This window comes from Scytonema sp. NUACC21, assembly GCF_054684315.1.
The window spans coordinates 212515-229525 of sequence record NZ_BAAFZH010000105.1; the positions used below are offsets into that span (position 1 = coordinate 212515).

Here is a 17011-nt window from a genome sequence, read left to right on the forward strand (position 1 = left end):
ATCATTCTATGGAGAATCAAATGAAATACGCAGAAGGCATCAATGAATTTGTAGACCGATGCAACAAAGCCATGCCACCTAATTTTTACACTTTGCCTATCAAGCAGCAGCGGGATATGTACCTTGGTCTCACTAAAGAATTTCCCTATCAAATACCGCCTGATGTATTGGTGATTAACGACACAGTTTCTTATGAAGGACGAAAGCTACCGATTAGGGTATACCGTCCAAAACAGACAAAAGGTCAAGGATTGTTAATTTATATTCGTGGTGGTGGATTCGTCGTCGGCTCATTAGAATCACACAACACGGTTGTTGCAGAATTGTGCGATAAATCGGGATTAGTGACCATCGCCCCAGACTTTAGGATGTCGCCGGAACACCCTTTTCCAGCAGCTCTTGAGGACTCTTATGGTGTGCTGTGCGGTGTTGTCAATGATGCCCAACGATTAGATATCGATCCGAATAAAATTGTGATTTCAGGCGACAGTTCTGGCGCAAACATGGCTGTTGCCGTCAGTATGATGAGTCGTGACCGAGGCGGTCCTAAGTTGCGGGGTCAAGCGTTGATAAGTCCTGTTCTCGATTTTACTCGCTGGTGTCAAGGAGGTGTCGATGCTCCCTTGCTAACTGGTGGTGAAATGGAATACTACACAGCCTGCTATGTACCTGAGCAAGAATTGGTGAAACATCCTTACGTCTCTCCACTAGTAAACGGAACATTTCACGGTCTGCCACCAGCATATATCATGGCAGCAGAAATGGACTCACTTTTAGTTGACTCTCAGGAATACGCTCGTCTTCTTCGTGAAGAAGGAACCCAAGTTGAATTAGTCGTTGAGCCCGGTTTAGTGCATTCTGCTGTAAGAGCGCGGGGCTTAAGTCCCCAGGTGGCTGACGCTTGGGAAAGGTTCATACACAATGCAGCTTTACTCGCTTGCAAGGAGGATTTGACCAATGACAATTAGTAATCCACAGGGTCCTGCGGTAATTGTTGACCCATATTCTTCTGGTGCTTTCTTTGCGCCAACGTTCGCGGAGGCAGGAGTGCCGGTTGTGGCAGTTGTATCTAGCCCTGCTCCTCCAGAAGTATACGCATCATCCTATCGACCTCAAGACTTTTCACAAATTATTATCGCAACTGAGGATCTCTCAGAGGTTGCAAACAAACTAAGGGAATTGCGTCCGCGATGTATACTGCCTGGATGTGAATCAGGAGTCGAGCTCGCAGACGCGATCGCCCCCCTGGTAGTCGAGGACTTAGTTAATGTTCCGGAGAAGGCCAGCGCTCGTCGGCATAAGGGTGACATGGCAGCTGCAGTGGCACAAGCCGGACTACCAATCATTGCCCAAATATGTACTAATGACGCTGACGAAGTAGAAAAATGGTTATATCAAGCAGACCTTATTGGGCGCGATCTTGTAATCAAACCACCCAAGAGTGCTAGTACCGATGGGGTAACTAAAGTGCCATCATGTAAAGATTGGCGCAAGATTTTCAATGAAATGCTGGGCAAACACAACCGTCTGGGGATACTCAACGATAAGCTACTTGTACAAGAATATACTGCAGGTATTGAATACGTCATCGATACTATTAGCTATGAAGGTAAGCACTCAATCAGTGATATATGTAGATATCACAAAATCGATAACGGTCAATACATGGCGATTTACGATAGCATGGAATGGCTTCCTCCGACGATTCCAGTCTACGACCAAATCGTGGATTATGCGTGCGGTGTACTTGACGCGGTCGGTATGCGGTTCGGCACGTCCCACCTTGAAGTGATGCTTACAGAACGCGGACCGAGACTAATTGAGATTGGTACTCGACCGCATGGAGGTGGTCACCCGCGCTTCTGTCGCGTTGCTACTGGGGATAGTCAAGTAGATCGAGCGGTTCGGTACTTTACCCGTAAAGGCTCTATTCCTGACAGCTTTAAACTAATTACTCATGTTTTAGTAGTGTTTTTAATTTGTCGGGCTGAAGGCACAGTGAGTAACGCCGAAATATTCGACCAGGTACGGGAACTAAACAGTCATCATTTTTCGGCGATCCACATCCGAAATAACGATTGGTTGGAACCGACAAAGGATCTTTTCGCCAGTCTCAAACTAGGCTTCGTTGTCTTGGCTCATAAAGATCGATCCCAAATTATGGCCGATTACAAGCTGATCCGCAGCTTAGAGCAGCAACTTAAACTCAATACCAAAAAAACAAATATCAAAGCGTAAATGTCTACGAACAATCCTCAAGCAAAAATTAACTTTATACACCCACCAGGGCAGTATTACAATGTTCGAGGTCGAAGACTTTGGGTAGAGCAAGAGGGAATTGGCGAGCCTGTAATTTTATTGTCTGGCCTTGGTCCAGCTGGGTCTCACGTTATTTTTCACCCCCATTTCGACACGCTAGCTACTGATTACCGAATAGTTTACGTAGACCTATATGGACGCGGTCGCTCTGATGCGCCCGAGGATCTCAACGAAATTACATTTGAGAGTGATGTTGCTGATGTAGCTGCGCTTCTATCAGAACTAAATCTTGGACCAGTTCATGTGTATGGATTTTCGTATGGAGGTCTTCTTGCACAGGCAATAGCACTCGACCATCCTCATCTCGTGCGTAGTTTGGTATTAGCAAACAGTCTGCACAGCCCAGAAATGTGGCAACTCAACCACGTCAACATCAACCGCGAAATCGCTAACCAATGTCCTGAGGTTTGGGCAAAAATTCAGGCATTGCGTGCTGATGGCGTTCCCTCCACCGATCCGAAGATGCAAGAACAATTTGCCTGCGCCGCTAAGCTTGTACGCTTCTATAATCCGGAAAACGCTCGACTGCTAGCCACCGAACCAGGAGCACGTAATTTAGATCTCTACCCGCTATTTTGTGGTGAGGATGTGGACTTTAACATCGGCAATCAGGTTGCTAAAATACCGGATTTTCGACCTCTGCTGAAAAATGTGACTGCCCCCATATTGGTGCTTGCAGGACGGTTCGACCGAGCACTGTACCCAGCACTGCAGTATCAAATCGTTACCTATGCTTCAAAGGCAGAATTTCACATTCTCGAGCGTAGCGGATCTTTTTCTCATGTCGAGGAACCAGAGGAGGTGTTTCGCATCTTGCGAAATTTTTGGAAGCGGCTAGCGTAAATAAACTATTTTTTTGCCGTTGCTAAATTAAGGGATGATATTTATGGCGTGGGTCAGACAGTCCTACAAGAAATATACAGGACGAGGCGTTGCTGAATTTGGTAATGAATTACGATCGTAAGTAAGTCAGTGTGAATAAACAGAAATACATTACAAAATGTAAACGCAGCTGAAACCCTTACAAATGACCAATGACAAATGACTAAGGACGGCCCTTACCAGTTACGTTTTTTTGTACCGACTTACTTAGTATGTTTTTCAATTTCCAGCAAACCCCTGTAAAGACGCGCCATAGCGTGTCTCTACATGAATGAGAATTTTGAAATTCATATGTTGATTCAGCAACGCCCAGGACGAGATGTCCGACCCGCCTTACAAAATAGTAAAATCATGCCGCAAAGATGTAACGTCTTTTTTGGCTTCATTTTACAACTTCTTTTTTGCAAGCTCTTCTAATAAGTTGTCACTCAATGAATAATTTGTTATTTACTGATTCAACCTTGGAACATCAGCTAATTTGCGCTCGTAATCGTGGTCTTTTACTTATTGAACACATTAAAATGCATAATTTGATTAAGGCTGGATGTGAAACTAGAGAAGTGCAAAAGGCGATTTACGAGTTAGCGGCACAACTACTTTATCCCGTAGATTGTAAACCACGATTTTGGCACAGACAGATATTACGTGTGGGTGAAGATACTATTAGTCCCTATAGTGTCAAGGTTAGGAATCATGTAATTAAGCCAGGGGATATCGTTTTTTTCGACCTAGGTCCCGTTCTTAACATGGAGGTCAATTCCGTTTTCAGAATGGAAGCCGATCTTGGACGTAGCATTATTGTGTCAGGTCAGAGTATTGACCCTGATAAAGTTAAAATATGCAATGATTGCGAACGTCTATTTCTTGAAGGCAAAGCTTATTATCTACAAAATCAAGATATGACTGGCAAAGATTTATATGAATATATGCAGTATAATGCTAGGGAAAATGGCTGGAATCTGAGTTCACAATCGCATTCAGGTCATTTAATAGGGGTATTTCCACATGAAAGAATACTTGGAGATACTAAGTTTGACTATATCTGTTTGGAAAATACCAAACCAATGAGCGCTCCTGATAAATTTGGTAATAAACGGCATTGGATACTCGAAACACACTTAGTTCATCCTCAAAACCTATTTGGAGCTTTCTACGAGGATTTACTAATTCCAACTTGAATTTGACGTAAAAAAAGTTTCTAAACTGGGCAGGAACCTACATACATTACTCCTTTGAGCCAAACACCCGTTTCCCAAAAAAGTCGTTTAACCCAGCATTTCAGCCAAGAAAGTTAAACCATGTTAAGGCGGTAACAACAACAGCATAGCTGATATGAAGTTTTATCACTCGGATTAGACCGCAAGAAATGGATGGTAGTGTTGAGTTCAACCCCATACTATCTTAAACAGGATGAACAGAGGAAGCCATTATGAACAGTACCCTAGCTCCATCATTTTCAACGGATGCTCAGCGTTGGGAAGCACTTGTACAACGCAATCCACAGGCTGATGGTGCGTTTCTATATGCAGTTCAAACTACAGGGGTATACTGTCGCCCAACCTGTCCATCACGCCTGCCAAACCAGAAAAACGTTGTATTCTTTCAATGTTGCACCAATGCTGAAAAGGCGGGATTTCGTCCCTGTAAGCGATGTCAGCCTAATGCCGTTTTACCTTATCAGCAACAAATAGAAACGATTGCTCGAATCTGCAAACTCATCGAGCAATCGGAAGAACCCTTATCTCTTCAGAAAATGGCTAAGATAGCAGAACTAAGCCAGTATCACTTTCATCGCTTGTTTAAGAAAATGGTTGGCGTTACACCTAAAGAATATGCCAATGCCCATCGAGCAAAGCGAATTCGTGAAGAACTACACCAGGGAACCTCAGTAACTCAGGCAATTTATAATGCGGGGTTTGAGACAAGTAGCAGTTTCTACGATAAATCAAAGAAGATGTTAGGAATGACACCTACTAAATATCAGCAAGGTGCAGATGGAATCGAGATTCGGTTTGCCGTCAAGCGATCGTGGTTGGGTTGGGTGTTGGTTGCCGCAACAACAAAAGGAATTTGTGCAATTAACTTGGGTGATACTGAAGACACTTTGGTTGAGCAGTTACAAAACCAATTTCCTAATGCCCAATTTTGTGAAAGCGACTCCACTTTCGCGCTTTGGATTGAACAGGTTATTGCCTTTATAGAGATGCCTCAGCAAAAACTGAACCTCCCCCTTGACATTCAGGGGACTGCCTTCCAACAGCGTGTTTGGAGAGCACTCCAAGACATTCCACCAGGCAGTACCGCTAGCTACGCTGAGATCGCTCAGCAGATTGATCATCCCAAAGCAGTTCGTGCGGTGGCTCGTGCCTGTGCAACAAATCGGCTTGCCATTGCTATTCCCTGTCATCGTGTTGTTGGCAGTGACAATACTTTAAAAGGCTACCGCTGGGGGTGCGATCGCAAACGTGCCTTACTAGAACGCGAAGCAGCACAAACCGTTACTAAACTAACCAATTCACAATGACCTGTTCTTCCATCGACACTCTATCTTTTACCCAACGGGTCGAAGCCCTTCCATTGAAGAGCGCTGTTACATTTACTTCCTATAGTGAAATCAACAGCAGAGATTTGCAAGGATGATACAAATCAAAAGTGCTCAGACGCGTTGTTTGAAGCGTTTTTAGAGAATTTATCTGTATCGCGATTAAGGTGAAATGGTATTTTCGCACTTCAAAACCAAATCCTAGGTGCTGAGCCTAGGATTAAGTCTGTTTCAAATAAAAAGTTACAAATAATTTGACCCCGATAATGAATCGGGTAAAAGCAGAAACTGCTTTTTTTGCTACGTGTCTTTATGTAAGACCGATTGAAGAGTACGATACTTTCCCTAATAACGGAGTTGTTGCCAAATTGCCACATTGAGATGTAATCAGCAACTTCTGTCAGTACCAATTTCTTTTGTGTCTCACAAGGGGTTTAAATCCCCCACTAATTGATTCTGAATTCCGAATTCTGGGTTCTCAATACTAGGTTCTTTTTCTTTCGCATACCATTTGTGGGCGATCGCAGCTAGCTGGTCTAGAACAACGATGAGGTCTTGCGAGCGCTCAGTTAAACCATAGGTAACTTGAGGCGGGATTGTAGGCTCATAAACCCGATAAATGATATCAGCCTCCTCAAGCATTCGCAATCTTTCAGTGAGAACTTTTGACGAAATACCTTCTATTTGGCGTTTTAAAGCACCAAAGCGAGTGGGTCCATTATTACGCAAAATCCAAAGAATGTAGAACGTCCAAGGTCCACCAAGCAAGTTTAACAGGGTACCCACCGGGCAACTTACAGATTCTTTTGACTGAGTCATAAACAATTCAAAATTCACAGCATGAGAAAAAACTAGTGCTGGCAAGTAGTGAAGTTGCTATGCATACAGGGGTTAAAGATGCAATAGCACCATAAGTTGATTTCTTCATAGTGTCGCGGTTACTTCAAAGTACCTACTTTACATTTTAAATAAGTTACTTATAGTAACTAATAGAGGGTTATATACCTTCTACCTTACAGGTTCATCATGCACCTTGCATCTTGCGCCTGCCATTAACAGGCTAAAACCTGCGGCTACACATATAAAGTTCCTATCTCCTATCGGAGACGGTGCGCGAACGGGTATGCCTCCCTTACCTCATTGACGAACGTCCTTTGGGTGAGGGTAGTCATCAAAGTATTCATCATTCTGAAAATAGTCAAATTCAGTAAAATTCCACAGCCACAGACTGAAGGAGCTGTCTTGCTATGCGTTTGTAAGCGCGATCGCTCCAGAGTCTTATTGCTAAAAGTCACACAAACAGGAGCCCTACATTATGGAATTGGTAAAAAGCTTGTCAATGGCTATGGTCAGTGGAGCGTTAATGGTCTTGGCAACAGCAACTCAAGCCAAATCTTCAACATTAACCTATGAACGTAGTATTGGTAGCCCTGGAATTGAAGCTGGAAATCTTTTCCTACCTCAAGGTATAGACGTGCAACAAGGGACAGGGAATGTTTTTATCAGCGATTCTGCTAATAATCGTGTCTCAGTCTTTGACCAAAACGGTAATTTTGTAAACACCATTGGTAGCCTTGGCAGCAGACCCGGACAGTTCAACCAGACAGCAGACCTAGCATTTGATAAGTTGACTGGAAACCTTTATGTTGGCGATGTCTATAACAGCGAAATCGATGTCTTCGATGCTAATAGGAACTATCTAAAGTCCTTTGGCAAATTTGGTCCTCAAACTGACAGACCCTTTTTTGGACCTGGTGGCGTAGCATTCGATGCTAGCGGGAACTTTTATGTTAATGATTATACTGCAGACACTATTCAGGTATTTGACCGAGACGGTAATGTCATCAAAACAATCGGCAGTTCTGGCAATGCACCGGGGCAGTTTCTGGGACCATCGGGTTTATCGATATCCGAACAATCTGGTAACATCTATGTAACCGATTTTCTCAACAACCGCATTCAAGTCCTTAACCCACAAGGAGAGCCTATCTTGGTCTTTGGTGAATTAGGCAACGGACCAGGACAGTTTAACTCACCAGTCGCCATTGAAGTGGACGATGAAGAGAATATCTATGTGGGTGACGCTCTCAACAACCGCGTACAGGTATTTGATAAAAACGGTAATTACTTGTCTGAATTTGGCACACCAGTTCCCAACGCCAACCCAGAACCCCTTCCACCAGGACAGCCTCTCCCTGAACCAGGGCAGTTTAATTGGACAGTTGGCGCACATTTTAATGATGGCAAGCTTTATGTCAGTGATTTCTACAACAGTCGCGTTCAGGTGTTAAAAGTTAGTAAAGTGCCCGAGCCAGCATCAATATTGGGTCTGGCTTTTGTAGGAATTGGGGCGGTTACTCTGAAATTGAAACGCGATCTGCCGCTATGCTGTAGCGAAGCTATCGCGCTACTCAAAACCTTGGCAAACTTAAGGATTTACGCGCTTAAGGATAGGGGAGGAGTGGTTCAAGCAGAAGGAAATTGCGATCGCGTAAATAACTCTAACCACTCTTACTCTCCTAGGCAGCAAAAATCAATCAATGCGGTTGCATCAAGAATTGTTCCATATTCCAGTTTGTAATTTATCCAGTAAATATATCTTTCGCTTGCTTCAAGTTTATGCCTTTCTCCTATCTTGCACCTCCGTCTCGCAATCTAAAATCATAGGCTAAAAAGCTTACTGTTTCGTAGGTAGGGCTATGCCGCACGTCCCCTCCCACTCGAAGGTGCAAGACGTTAACTTTCAAACCTGTGATTTATCAACTTCCAATTGACATAAAAAACAATTCCATCAATACCTATTGGGAAAAAGCGAAAATCTTAATATCAAATTTCTCATTTCCAATGCCCCGTCCCAAACATAACTTTCAATCCATTTTTTGCTATCACATCACCACTCTTTGCAACAACTGGAAGTTTAAATTCGTGCCAGGTATTGAAAATCGTCTGAGCTTATGTTTTTGTAGAAAGTGCTTCAGGTAGTAAATTTTTATAGAGGCTGAACTTACGATATGTTACAGTCTACAAGTCTCTGTGCGAAACTCCTTAAGTACATTATCATTGAACTATATGACATTAACCGAAATTCCACACGAGAAACTGAACGGTGAAATACTTTCATTGGGTATTTTAGTCTTAAGTTCTTCTCTTCAAAGATATCATCTATATCTTTGAAAGGTGCCCTATTCTCTACTACTCGTTCAAAGTACCGATCCATACTTTGCCCCATGTCTTTCCATATTTCCCTTTGAACGCTGAAACCAAAGTTACCATTACTGTATTTTAGCCATAGTTGATTGATGTTTTTAAGAGTTTCACAGGGAAAGTTTTTAAATAGCTCTTCAAAATTTTTGTAATCATGCAAGAGCATTACCTGATAAAAAATCCAATCTGTTTCCCGATCGGCTTCTTCCCATCTGAGGTTTTGTAAACTTTTTTCTAATTGGTTGCATAGGTTTTCTTCTGATAAATCTCCTCGAACGCTTCTAAGTTCGGATTCTAAAGCGATATCGGCTCCTAAATTATATTGTACTTTTTCCTAATCCTCCCATACCGTGAATTAAAACTCCAATCTCTTCTAAGGGAGTCTTTAGTATCCGCAAGCAGTTTTGTAATTAACGACGACGACCAATAAAGTTCTCACGGGAGGCAACTCTAACTTTCTTTTCAGAATCTAAAAACCCGGTAGCAACAGAGGGGCGAGGTGCAGGTTTGCGTCTTGGTGTCGTCTTAGGCGTAACCAATCCTCCTGGTAGTATTTCAGCCACATACAATCTCAACAAGTGCCAATTTTGTGCTTGATTTCTAATTAATGTTTGGTAGGTTTTGGCAACTGCTTCAGTGACTGTATTTCCTGCTGATAAATTTTCATATAACGTTGCTGCTGCTGCAGTGGCATCTGTATCTGAAACTTTCTTATCCCAACTCAGAACAGCAGTTGCCCCTTCCATTAATAGTTGTTCTGCCATTGAAGGCATCGTCCCTTTGTCCCAAAAACACCCAGTCTGGCAGCCTGAGAGGAAAATCAACTTTGGGAGTTTAAATTGCAGTACATTAGCAATGTCATCTGCACTGCTATATTCTGGTTCTCCTAATTCTGTCTCGGTAATGAAGCAGGGTTTTTCATCTAGTGAAGTTGCATGACCTGTTAGATGGAAGACATCGAAGTAGCCCTGTTCGTACTCTTGCACTGAATAACCTAATTCCTTTAGACAACCGCTTTCTTCAACTGTCAAAGATAAAGGTATGCGCTTTGTTGCCTCTAGAATGCGTCCTTCCTCTGCCTCAAAATCCAACACTGGTTCTATTCCTCGGGGAGAAGTTGCCATAAACAGGACATTCAGCGCACGATTTTCTGGCTGATTCTCCCAGCTTAATTGTCTGCTGTCAGCTTTCCACCTTACTGGAATAATGGCAGGTCTGCGTTCTACCAAAAACCTTTGACCATCGTGCAGCATTTCCCAAGGTAGATGCGCCTGCCCTTGGGTTGCAGTAATGGCAAGAACAATACCCTCACGTCGATGTTGTTCGATAGCCGCTTGAAAAATGCGATCGCTCCCGTCCAACCAGTTATAAAGTGCCTGTCCCGTCTTAACATGGTCTTCTAAGGGTATAGTGTAGTAGTTCCTTTGTGCTTCCTGAATTAGTTCTTTGATTTCAGCTAAGGGAAGCTGACAGGACTGGGAATTGTTAGGATTATCCCAAAAGAAACGGAATTCACCGAAATTATTGCCAACGGGTTTGAGAACAAGATGGAGAATTTTTATCGCTGTCTTTTGGGAAATAGTCTGTGACTTCGTTTGAAGTGTTATTTGTTGAGTACTATCTGTCCTGTTAATATCAGATGCAGAAATCTGATGAAAAGTTAACAACTCTTCAATCTCTCTCAACAGAGAATTTCCAGGATTTGACTGACGCGCTGCACGAATGAGGTCAAGAATCCATCCCTCTGCTTCTGCTGTTTGTATTATCTTGAAGATAATTTCTTGTAAATTTCCTTCCCCTGCGATCGCCTCCAGGTTTCTGTCTAATTCAAATGACAGCATTTGCTCCAGTGATGCTTTCGTTGGAAAGGCGCTTACTAGAGCCTTTTGTAATTGTTTACGCTGTTGACCTACGAGGCTCATTTTTTAAGACAAGTCTTTCATAAACTTAGGGACTCATGCATTCATGACCAACTTCCCAGAATATGCGGTTCCCCGAAATTGGTCAAGAGAACTCTTAAAATTTTGAAGGTCTAAACTGTCCATTTTCTTCTCCAAGTCATAATGGCGGTGAGGGAAAGCGGAGAAGCAAGGAGAGTATGGTCTGAATCTGTTACTCAATTTTCAGGATGGGTGCGGAGATTTTTATCAGCATGAATGTTATTTCATAGCAGCAATTGGTCTTGCGGAATTTAAACAAGTCGATAAAAAGTTAACCACAAGAATTATAAATCAACTGATTTTATTAGCTGTTGGTTCCTATAATCTTGAAAACCAGCAATGGGAAGTCTACTCTAATTGCAAAATTAATATTCGGCAGAAAGCCAGAATTATAGCCAAATCTGATTAAAAATTGATTTTCTTTGGGTAAGCTAAGTTGACTATTGCCCCTTAATTAAAATCTCCTAAGTCTATATAGATTTAGGAGATTATTTTTCCGATTTATGTAATATTAGAATTATTTGTAGTACGTGCGGTCAGGCTGAAAGCGATCTGCCCTCTGGGCAGGTTGGTAGTCAGCGGAGGGTAGGGGCGCACGAGCGATCGCCATCGCAATTCCTGCTTTTATTCTCAATCAGACTTTATCTAAAGTTAAGTAAGATAGAGAAACTCAAGGGTCATAGCTATGAGTAGTAACAGCAGCGATACCAAAGACGGCAATATTGGGAATCGAACTGGTAAAATATTTCACAAAGTTCCCCTACGCGTTGTTCTGATTCTTCCATTTGTTTTACAAATTTCAGCGGCGGTTGGACTCATAAGCTGGCTATCTTTGCAAAATGGACAAAAAGCGGTGAATGATGTTGCAACGCAATTGCGAAGTGAACTGACGGCAGGAATTCTTCAGCAAGTTACTACCTATATGTCAAGACCCCAACACGTTATTGAGGATACAGCAGAGTATGCCCAACTCGGTCTTCTTAATTTAGAAAATTCCACAACTTTGGAGCCTTATCTTTGGCATCAAATGAAAAGCCACAATGGATTCTTCATTACGGCGTTTGGTAGTGAAACAGGTAATGTCTCTGCGGTTGGTATTGAAAACGATGGGAGTTTGGTCATTCGAGCACGCGATAGCTTCGCTCCTGCCCTTTGGGCAGATCGCAAACAAAGCAGACTGTATACTTATACCATTCGCGATGACGCAAAAGCTTCCAGCGAAGCCGATCGCGGTCTGCGAGGACATATCATCAAGAGTGAGGAATTAGATCTTAAGAATCGTCCTTGGTACAAAGCAGCCGTCACAGCACGAAAGCCAACCTGGAGCGAGATTTATCCTAATAATACGCTTCCATTTTTAATTATCAGTGCGGTCAGACCCATATACAATCCCCAAACAGGAGCACTAGTAGGAGTTACAAATGCAACCCTCTCTCTTCAGCAAATTAGTAACTTTTTACAAAAATTAAAAATTGGTCGTTCCGGACAGACATATATCATTGAGCGTTCTGGAAATCTGGTTGCCAGTTCTACGGGCGAGAAGCTTTATGACATCGCTCGCAAGGGACAGCAGGAGAGGCGAAAACGCCGTCAAGCAACTGACAGTAACAACAGACTCGTTCGAGACTCAGCAGAATACCTAATTCAGCGTTTTGGCTCTTTGAATCACATTCAACAAGTGCAGCAGCTTGAATTCTTCCGTCACGGAAAACGGCAATTTCTGCAAGTGACACCCTTTTCAGATGGGTTGGGACTTAACTGGCTCATTGTCATTGTTGTTCCAGAATCGGATTTTATGGAACAGATTCACGCAAATACACGCCTCACCATCTATTTATGCATTGGTACGCTTGTTTTTGCCATCTATTTCAGTACTTTGACAGCGCGTTGGATAACTCTGCCGCTTTCGCGGTTGCATGAAGCGGCGAAGGAGATTGCTCAAGGAAATTTACAGCAGACAGTGAGTGTCGATCGCATCAATGAAGTTGAAGAATTAGCGCATTCTTTCAATCAAATGGTCATGCAATTGCAAACTTCCTTCTCCCAATTGCACTCATTAAATAAAGCCTTGTCAGATAGCGAAAACCGTCTGAATCAGCTGATTGAGGCATTACCTGTAGGGGTGACAGTTCACGATCTAACCGGACAATTACTATATATAAATCAGATTGGCAAAAGTTTATTTGGGATTGACAAAATACCGAAAGCAGCGACTTCACAACTTGCCGAAACCTATCAAGTGTACCTGACTAGTACACAGCAATTTTGCCCAACAGATAAGTTACCAATTGTACAAGCCTTATCAGGTGAAATGGTTCAAACCGATGACATTGAAATCCATACAGAAGATAGAGTGGTTCCTCTAGAAGTTCGGGCAACACCTGTATTGGATGATGATGGTCATGTCGTTTGTGCGATCGCAGCCTTTCAAGATATTAGTTATCGCAAACAAGCAGAAGAACAGCTACTTTACAATGCTTTACATGATACTTTAACCAATTTACCCAACCGAAACTTCTTAATGAAACGACTTGAGTGGTCAATCAACCGCGCAAGACAGCACAATAATTATCAATTTGCTATTTTATTTCTGGATTTAGATCGATTCAAGGTCATCAATGATAGCTTGGGACATTTGGCTGGGGATGAATTGCTCCTTACAGTCGCTCAAAAACTCAAATCGATTATTCGATCTACTGATTTAGCAGCCCGACTGGGTGGTGATGAGTTTATTGTTTTATTAGAGGAAATTGAAGGCATTCAGGAAGCAGTTCAGATTGCCGAGCGGATTTTTGATACACTCCGCTCTCCGTTAATACTAGTAGGGCGTGAAGTCGTTGTGACTGCGAGTGTTGGCATAGTTTTAGGAACACAAAACTACGTGCAAGCTTCCGACTTGATCCGAGATGCGGATACCGCTATGTATGAAGCCAAAGCAAAGGGAAAAGATCGGTATGTGATTTTCAATGCCCAAATGTATACCAATGCCATAAATCGGCTGCATTTAGAAAATGACCTCCGCAAAGCCCTAGAAAGCCAAGAATTTTTTGTCTGCTATCAACCGATTGTCAGCTTGGATACGGGGCAAATTGCTAGATTTGAAGCATTAGTACGGTGGCGACATCCTACTCGCGGATTTATTGCGCCTGGTGAGTTTATTACTGTTGCAGAAGAAACAGGGCTAATTGTTCCTTTAGATAGTTGGGTACTCCAAGAAGCGTGTCGCCAATTTGCTCAATGGCAAGCCAGATTTCCCAACAATTCTTTTTTAAAAGTTAGCGTTAATTTTTCTGCCCAAGATTTGAGACAACCCGATATGGTTGAATATATTGAGCGAACTTTGGCTCAAACAGGTTTGGATAGCAAGTCCCTAACAATAGAAATTACCGAGAGTATGTTAATCGACAATGTTGCCGCTACAATTGACTTACTTACGCAGCTAAAGACGCGAGGAATTCATATTAGCATCGATGACTTCGGTACTGGTTATTCGTCATTAAGCTATCTTCATCGCTTGCCGGTAGATACTTTAAAAATAGACCGATCCTTTATTACCCAGATGCAGGAAACTGAAAGAAATCGTAAAATTGTTGAAACAATTGTTGCCTTAAGTAACCAACTGGGATTAGCTGCGATCGCTGAGGGGATTGAAACTCAACAGCAATTTCAATGCTTGCAACAATTAGGATGCGAGTTTGGTCAAGGTATGTGGTTTTTTTCACCCTTATCTCCAGAAGAAATAGAGCCGTTGTTGGCGACTTTAACTTAGCTTGGCGGGTGCTGGTTACGACTCGTGAGGGTGCGACATGAATTTGACCTCATGCTCGAAGATTATGTACTGCCTGGTTTTAATTGGCAAGTTGGTTTCTTTTGGTGAGTCGATTCACAAACCCAGACACTTTCCGCCTATGCTGGAGAATACGACCAACGGCAAGCTCTCAAAGTCGGCTTCCAGAAACACATTCCCAAGCCTGTTGAGCCAGAAGCATTAGTCAATGCCATTTCAGAACTCATTATCTCTAGAAGAAGTATATCGGCTCAATAAGGTTAAGGGAAATCAATCCTCTTTCATGGCTGATTTACCCTTGAATCGCTAGAGGTGTTTGGGGAGGTATAGAAAATTATGTCATTCTTGCTCAGAAGTTCCCTGCTGTTGTTTTCTAATTGCACGGGCGATAAGAGGAGCCTTTTTTTCTAATCCTTGTAGAGTTAAATCTCCATCTAAATAAAGTTGATACCATGATTGACGCTGGCGCAGTACTCGCTCATCATCCCGTAACCGTAACCGTTCTAAGGTAAATTCTGCTTTTTGGCGTTGTTGGGGAGGAACTTTATCAGTTAACACCAGCTGTAGGGAAGGAAGTAAAATTTCAAACCAATCTTCTCCCACATCAAACGGGTCAAGCACTTGGTCATCAAGCGTACCTTTGCAACTATTAATCCAAGCCGAAGCAAAGCGTAAATTGCTCCATTCGTAAGCTAAACTGCGATAATTTTCGCGGCAGAGATAATGCTCTACTGTACCAACTGGTTCGTACATGACTGAATATGCACAAAGATTACGAAACCCATCGGCTAAATTACTTTTGAAAGGCGACCAATAATCTCTAGTTCCTTTTTTTGGGTCTGGATTTTTTGCCAACCAAGCATTTCCTGGTTGTCGTACTTTTTTATCAAAATCTGGTGGTTCTGGTAGAGGGTCAAACGGTATCATCTGTGTTATTCTCCTGATAACCCAGAATTTCTTTTTTCTGATGTGACTATCCAACGCGCCCAAAATGGGTCATGTCCTGGTAAGACCCTTTGCAATTCCTGATGTATTTGCGTGTGATTTCTCAAGTTTTCTGGTAACTCATCCATATTACCATTCCGCATCCAAGTTTCTGCGGCTTCGATGGCAATTTCGGCTTCTTTGGAGCGGGCTTGTTTGAGTCCAAAAATTTCTGAGGTTAACCAGCCGACTGTATCGCCTTGTTTTGACCAAGGTATTTCATTGAGAGTAACTTCTCTATCTTCTAATTTAAATAAAAATAATCTATCTTCTTCTTCATTAAAATTTGGTTCTAAGGAAGCAAGCACAAGTGGAGAATGGGTAGTTACTAAAGCTTGTATTTTCATACTATTTTGTAATTCGTTCACCACATCTAAAATAGCTGGTAAAATTACTCTTTGCCAGCGAGGGTGAAGGTGAGATTCAATTTCATCTATTAGTAAAACTATTTGATTTGTTGGCTTTTGCTGTCGCAGTTTAGAAGCTTGTTTATGTTCGTACCAAGTCCACACAAGTAAATAAGCAAGTCCCAAAATCCTCTTCATTCCGGCTGAGGCTTGAGTGACAGGAACATTACCATAGGGCAAATTAATTGTAGGAATATCGCGCACGTCTTCCACAGAAACTCGTGTAGGTTCTCCAATTTCTATCCACTCATCAGGATGAGGTGCTAGTTTTTTAATAACGTTAGCAAATAATTGAAAAGGATATTTTTTGGGTTGATTTTGCCATGTTACCCAATCTTGAATTAGACCGTTACAAACAACTTTTCCATCTTGCTTTAAGCCATTCCAAAGGGTATCGGGATTAAAATTATAAGCATTATCCCGTTGACGTGCGGGGTCAAACACTGAAAAACCGCCATCAACGCGCACGTAAATAACTAAACTTTTGGAAAAGTTATCCAAAGACCAATTCCCTTGCCATTTCTGCTCGCGAAAATCAAAGTGGCTCTCAAAGTCTATTTCATGAATAAGTATACCCCAATTTTGTGTATCAATTTTGGAGAAAATTTTTGGTAATTCATCTGTAGGTCTATGGGGATAAGGGGGTCGGTCTATCCAATTTCCAGTAAGTACCCACCAAGCAACATCGAGTAAAAAACTTTTACCTAAACCGTTATCTCCAGTAAATATATTGAGTCTATCAGCGAATTCAACATCAAAATGGTCGGCTGGACCAACTTGCTGGAGGTGAAGTTCTTTTAACATTTAACTATCCCCTTTACCGTTAGTTGTTTACCAATGCTAGACCACTCGTTTTTACCATTTATTAAACTACAACACTAGCACCACAAGCTACCTCGTGGTCGGGTGCTGGTTCCGACTTGTGAGGGTGCGAGATGAATTTGAC

At 42.3% G+C, this 17011-nt stretch carries 12 protein-coding genes; 7 read left to right on the forward strand and 5 right to left on the reverse strand.

Going from position 1 to position 17011, the window contains the following annotated elements; genetic code table 11:
* Window positions 1–20: 20 nt before the first annotated feature.
* The 5 genes from ACYRY3_RS37520 (at window position 21) to ada (ending at window position 5725) form a co-directional block, all read left to right on the forward strand.
* A complete protein-coding gene (locus ACYRY3_RS37520; protein ID WP_460206809.1) occupies window positions 21–968 on the forward strand; it encodes an alpha/beta hydrolase in 948 nt (315 codons plus the stop codon).
* Window positions 958–2238: an ATP-grasp domain-containing protein gene (locus tag ACYRY3_RS37525; RefSeq protein WP_460206811.1), complete on the forward strand. Its 1281-nt coding sequence runs from the start codon at window positions 958–960 to the stop codon at window positions 2236–2238. Before ACYRY3_RS37520 ends, ACYRY3_RS37525 begins: the two co-directional genes overlap by 11 nt.
* Window positions 2239–3162: an alpha/beta fold hydrolase gene (locus ACYRY3_RS37530; protein ID WP_460206813.1), complete on the forward strand. Its 924-nt coding sequence runs from the start codon at window positions 2239–2241 to the stop codon at window positions 3160–3162. It begins immediately after the preceding gene.
* Window positions 3163–3632: 470 nt separating this feature from the next.
* Window positions 3633–4379, forward strand: coding sequence for a M24 family metallopeptidase (locus ACYRY3_RS37535; RefSeq protein WP_460206815.1), 747 nt, complete (start codon window positions 3633–3635; stop codon window positions 4377–4379).
* 251 nt (window positions 4380–4630) lie between these two features.
* Entirely contained in the window at window positions 4631–5725 is a 1095-nt protein-coding gene (gene ada, locus ACYRY3_RS37540; protein WP_460206817.1) for a bifunctional DNA-binding transcriptional regulator/O6-methylguanine-DNA methyltransferase Ada, read from the forward strand.
* A 441-nt stretch (window positions 5726–6166) separates the two neighbouring features.
* Here ada and ACYRY3_RS37545 read toward each other — a convergent pair whose 3' ends face one another.
* Window positions 6167–6562, reverse strand: a complete 396-nt coding sequence (locus ACYRY3_RS37545) for a winged helix-turn-helix transcriptional regulator (protein WP_460206819.1) — start codon at window positions 6560–6562, stop codon at window positions 6167–6169.
* Between the two features lie 496 nt (window positions 6563–7058).
* Between ACYRY3_RS37545 and scyF the strand changes: the two genes are divergently transcribed.
* Window positions 7059–8324: a scytonemin biosynthesis PEP-CTERM protein ScyF gene (scyF, locus tag ACYRY3_RS37550; protein ID WP_460206821.1), complete on the forward strand. Its 1266-nt coding sequence runs from the start codon at window positions 7059–7061 to the stop codon at window positions 8322–8324.
* A gap of 423 nt (window positions 8325–8747) precedes the next feature.
* Here scyF and ACYRY3_RS37555 read toward each other — a convergent pair whose 3' ends face one another.
* Both ACYRY3_RS37555 and ACYRY3_RS37560 read right to left on the reverse strand, forming a co-directional pair.
* Window positions 8748–9251 carry a GUN4 domain-containing protein gene (locus tag ACYRY3_RS37555; RefSeq protein ID WP_460206888.1) on the reverse strand — a complete coding sequence of 168 codons (504 nt, stop codon included), beginning with the start codon at window positions 9249–9251 and terminating at the stop codon, window positions 8748–8750.
* A 106-nt stretch (window positions 9252–9357) separates the two neighbouring features.
* Window positions 9358–10869, reverse strand: coding sequence for an effector-associated domain EAD1-containing protein (locus ACYRY3_RS37560; RefSeq protein WP_460206822.1), 1512 nt, complete (start codon window positions 10867–10869; stop codon window positions 9358–9360).
* Between the two features lie 703 nt (window positions 10870–11572).
* On the opposite strand from ACYRY3_RS37560, the gene ACYRY3_RS37565 reads away from it, so the two are divergent.
* Window positions 11573–14656, forward strand: a complete 3084-nt coding sequence (locus ACYRY3_RS37565; RefSeq protein ID WP_460206824.1) for a bifunctional diguanylate cyclase/phosphodiesterase — start codon at window positions 11573–11575, stop codon at window positions 14654–14656.
* Window positions 14657–15013: 357 nt separating this feature from the next.
* On the opposite strand, the gene ACYRY3_RS37570 is transcribed toward ACYRY3_RS37565, so the two are convergent.
* Together ACYRY3_RS37570 and ACYRY3_RS37575 are read right to left on the reverse strand one after the other, a co-directional pair.
* Window positions 15014–15601: an HNH endonuclease family protein gene (locus ACYRY3_RS37570; protein WP_460206826.1), complete on the reverse strand. Its 588-nt coding sequence runs from the start codon at window positions 15599–15601 to the stop codon at window positions 15014–15016.
* A gap of 5 nt (window positions 15602–15606) precedes the next feature.
* Window positions 15607–16869 carry an AAA family ATPase gene (locus ACYRY3_RS37575; RefSeq protein WP_460206827.1) on the reverse strand — a complete coding sequence of 421 codons (1263 nt, stop codon included), beginning with the start codon at window positions 16867–16869 and terminating at the stop codon, window positions 15607–15609.
* Window positions 16870–17011: the final 142 nt, after the last annotated feature.

What these genes read in the sequence shown, in the direction of transcription:
- ACYRY3_RS37520 (WP_460206809.1), top strand. Translation starts at nt 21, where the DNA reads ATGAAATACGCAGAAGGCATCAATGAATTTGTAGACCGATGCAACAAA.
- ACYRY3_RS37525 (WP_460206811.1), top strand. Translation starts at nt 958, where the DNA reads ATGACAATTAGTAATCCACAGGGTCCTGCGGTAATTGTTGACCCATAT.
- ACYRY3_RS37530 (WP_460206813.1), top strand. Translation starts at nt 2,239, where the DNA reads ATGTCTACGAACAATCCTCAAGCAAAAATTAACTTTATACACCCACCA.
- ACYRY3_RS37535 (WP_460206815.1), top strand. Translation starts at nt 3,633, where the DNA reads ATGAATAATTTGTTATTTACTGATTCAACCTTGGAACATCAGCTAATT.
- ada (WP_460206817.1), top strand. Translation starts at nt 4,631, where the DNA reads ATGAACAGTACCCTAGCTCCATCATTTTCAACGGATGCTCAGCGTTGG.
- ACYRY3_RS37545 (WP_460206819.1), bottom strand. Translation starts at nt 6,562, where the DNA reads ATGACTCAGTCAAAAGAATCTGTAAGTTGCCCGGTGGGTACCCTGTTA.
- scyF (WP_460206821.1), top strand. Translation starts at nt 7,059, where the DNA reads ATGGAATTGGTAAAAAGCTTGTCAATGGCTATGGTCAGTGGAGCGTTA.
- ACYRY3_RS37560 (WP_460206822.1), bottom strand. Translation starts at nt 10,869, where the DNA reads ATGAGCCTCGTAGGTCAACAGCGTAAACAATTACAAAAGGCTCTAGTA.
- ACYRY3_RS37565 (WP_460206824.1), top strand. Translation starts at nt 11,573, where the DNA reads ATGAGTAGTAACAGCAGCGATACCAAAGACGGCAATATTGGGAATCGA.
- ACYRY3_RS37570 (WP_460206826.1), bottom strand. Translation starts at nt 15,601, where the DNA reads ATGATACCGTTTGACCCTCTACCAGAACCACCAGATTTTGATAAAAAA.
- ACYRY3_RS37575 (WP_460206827.1), bottom strand. Translation starts at nt 16,869, where the DNA reads ATGTTAAAAGAACTTCACCTCCAGCAAGTTGGTCCAGCCGACCATTTT.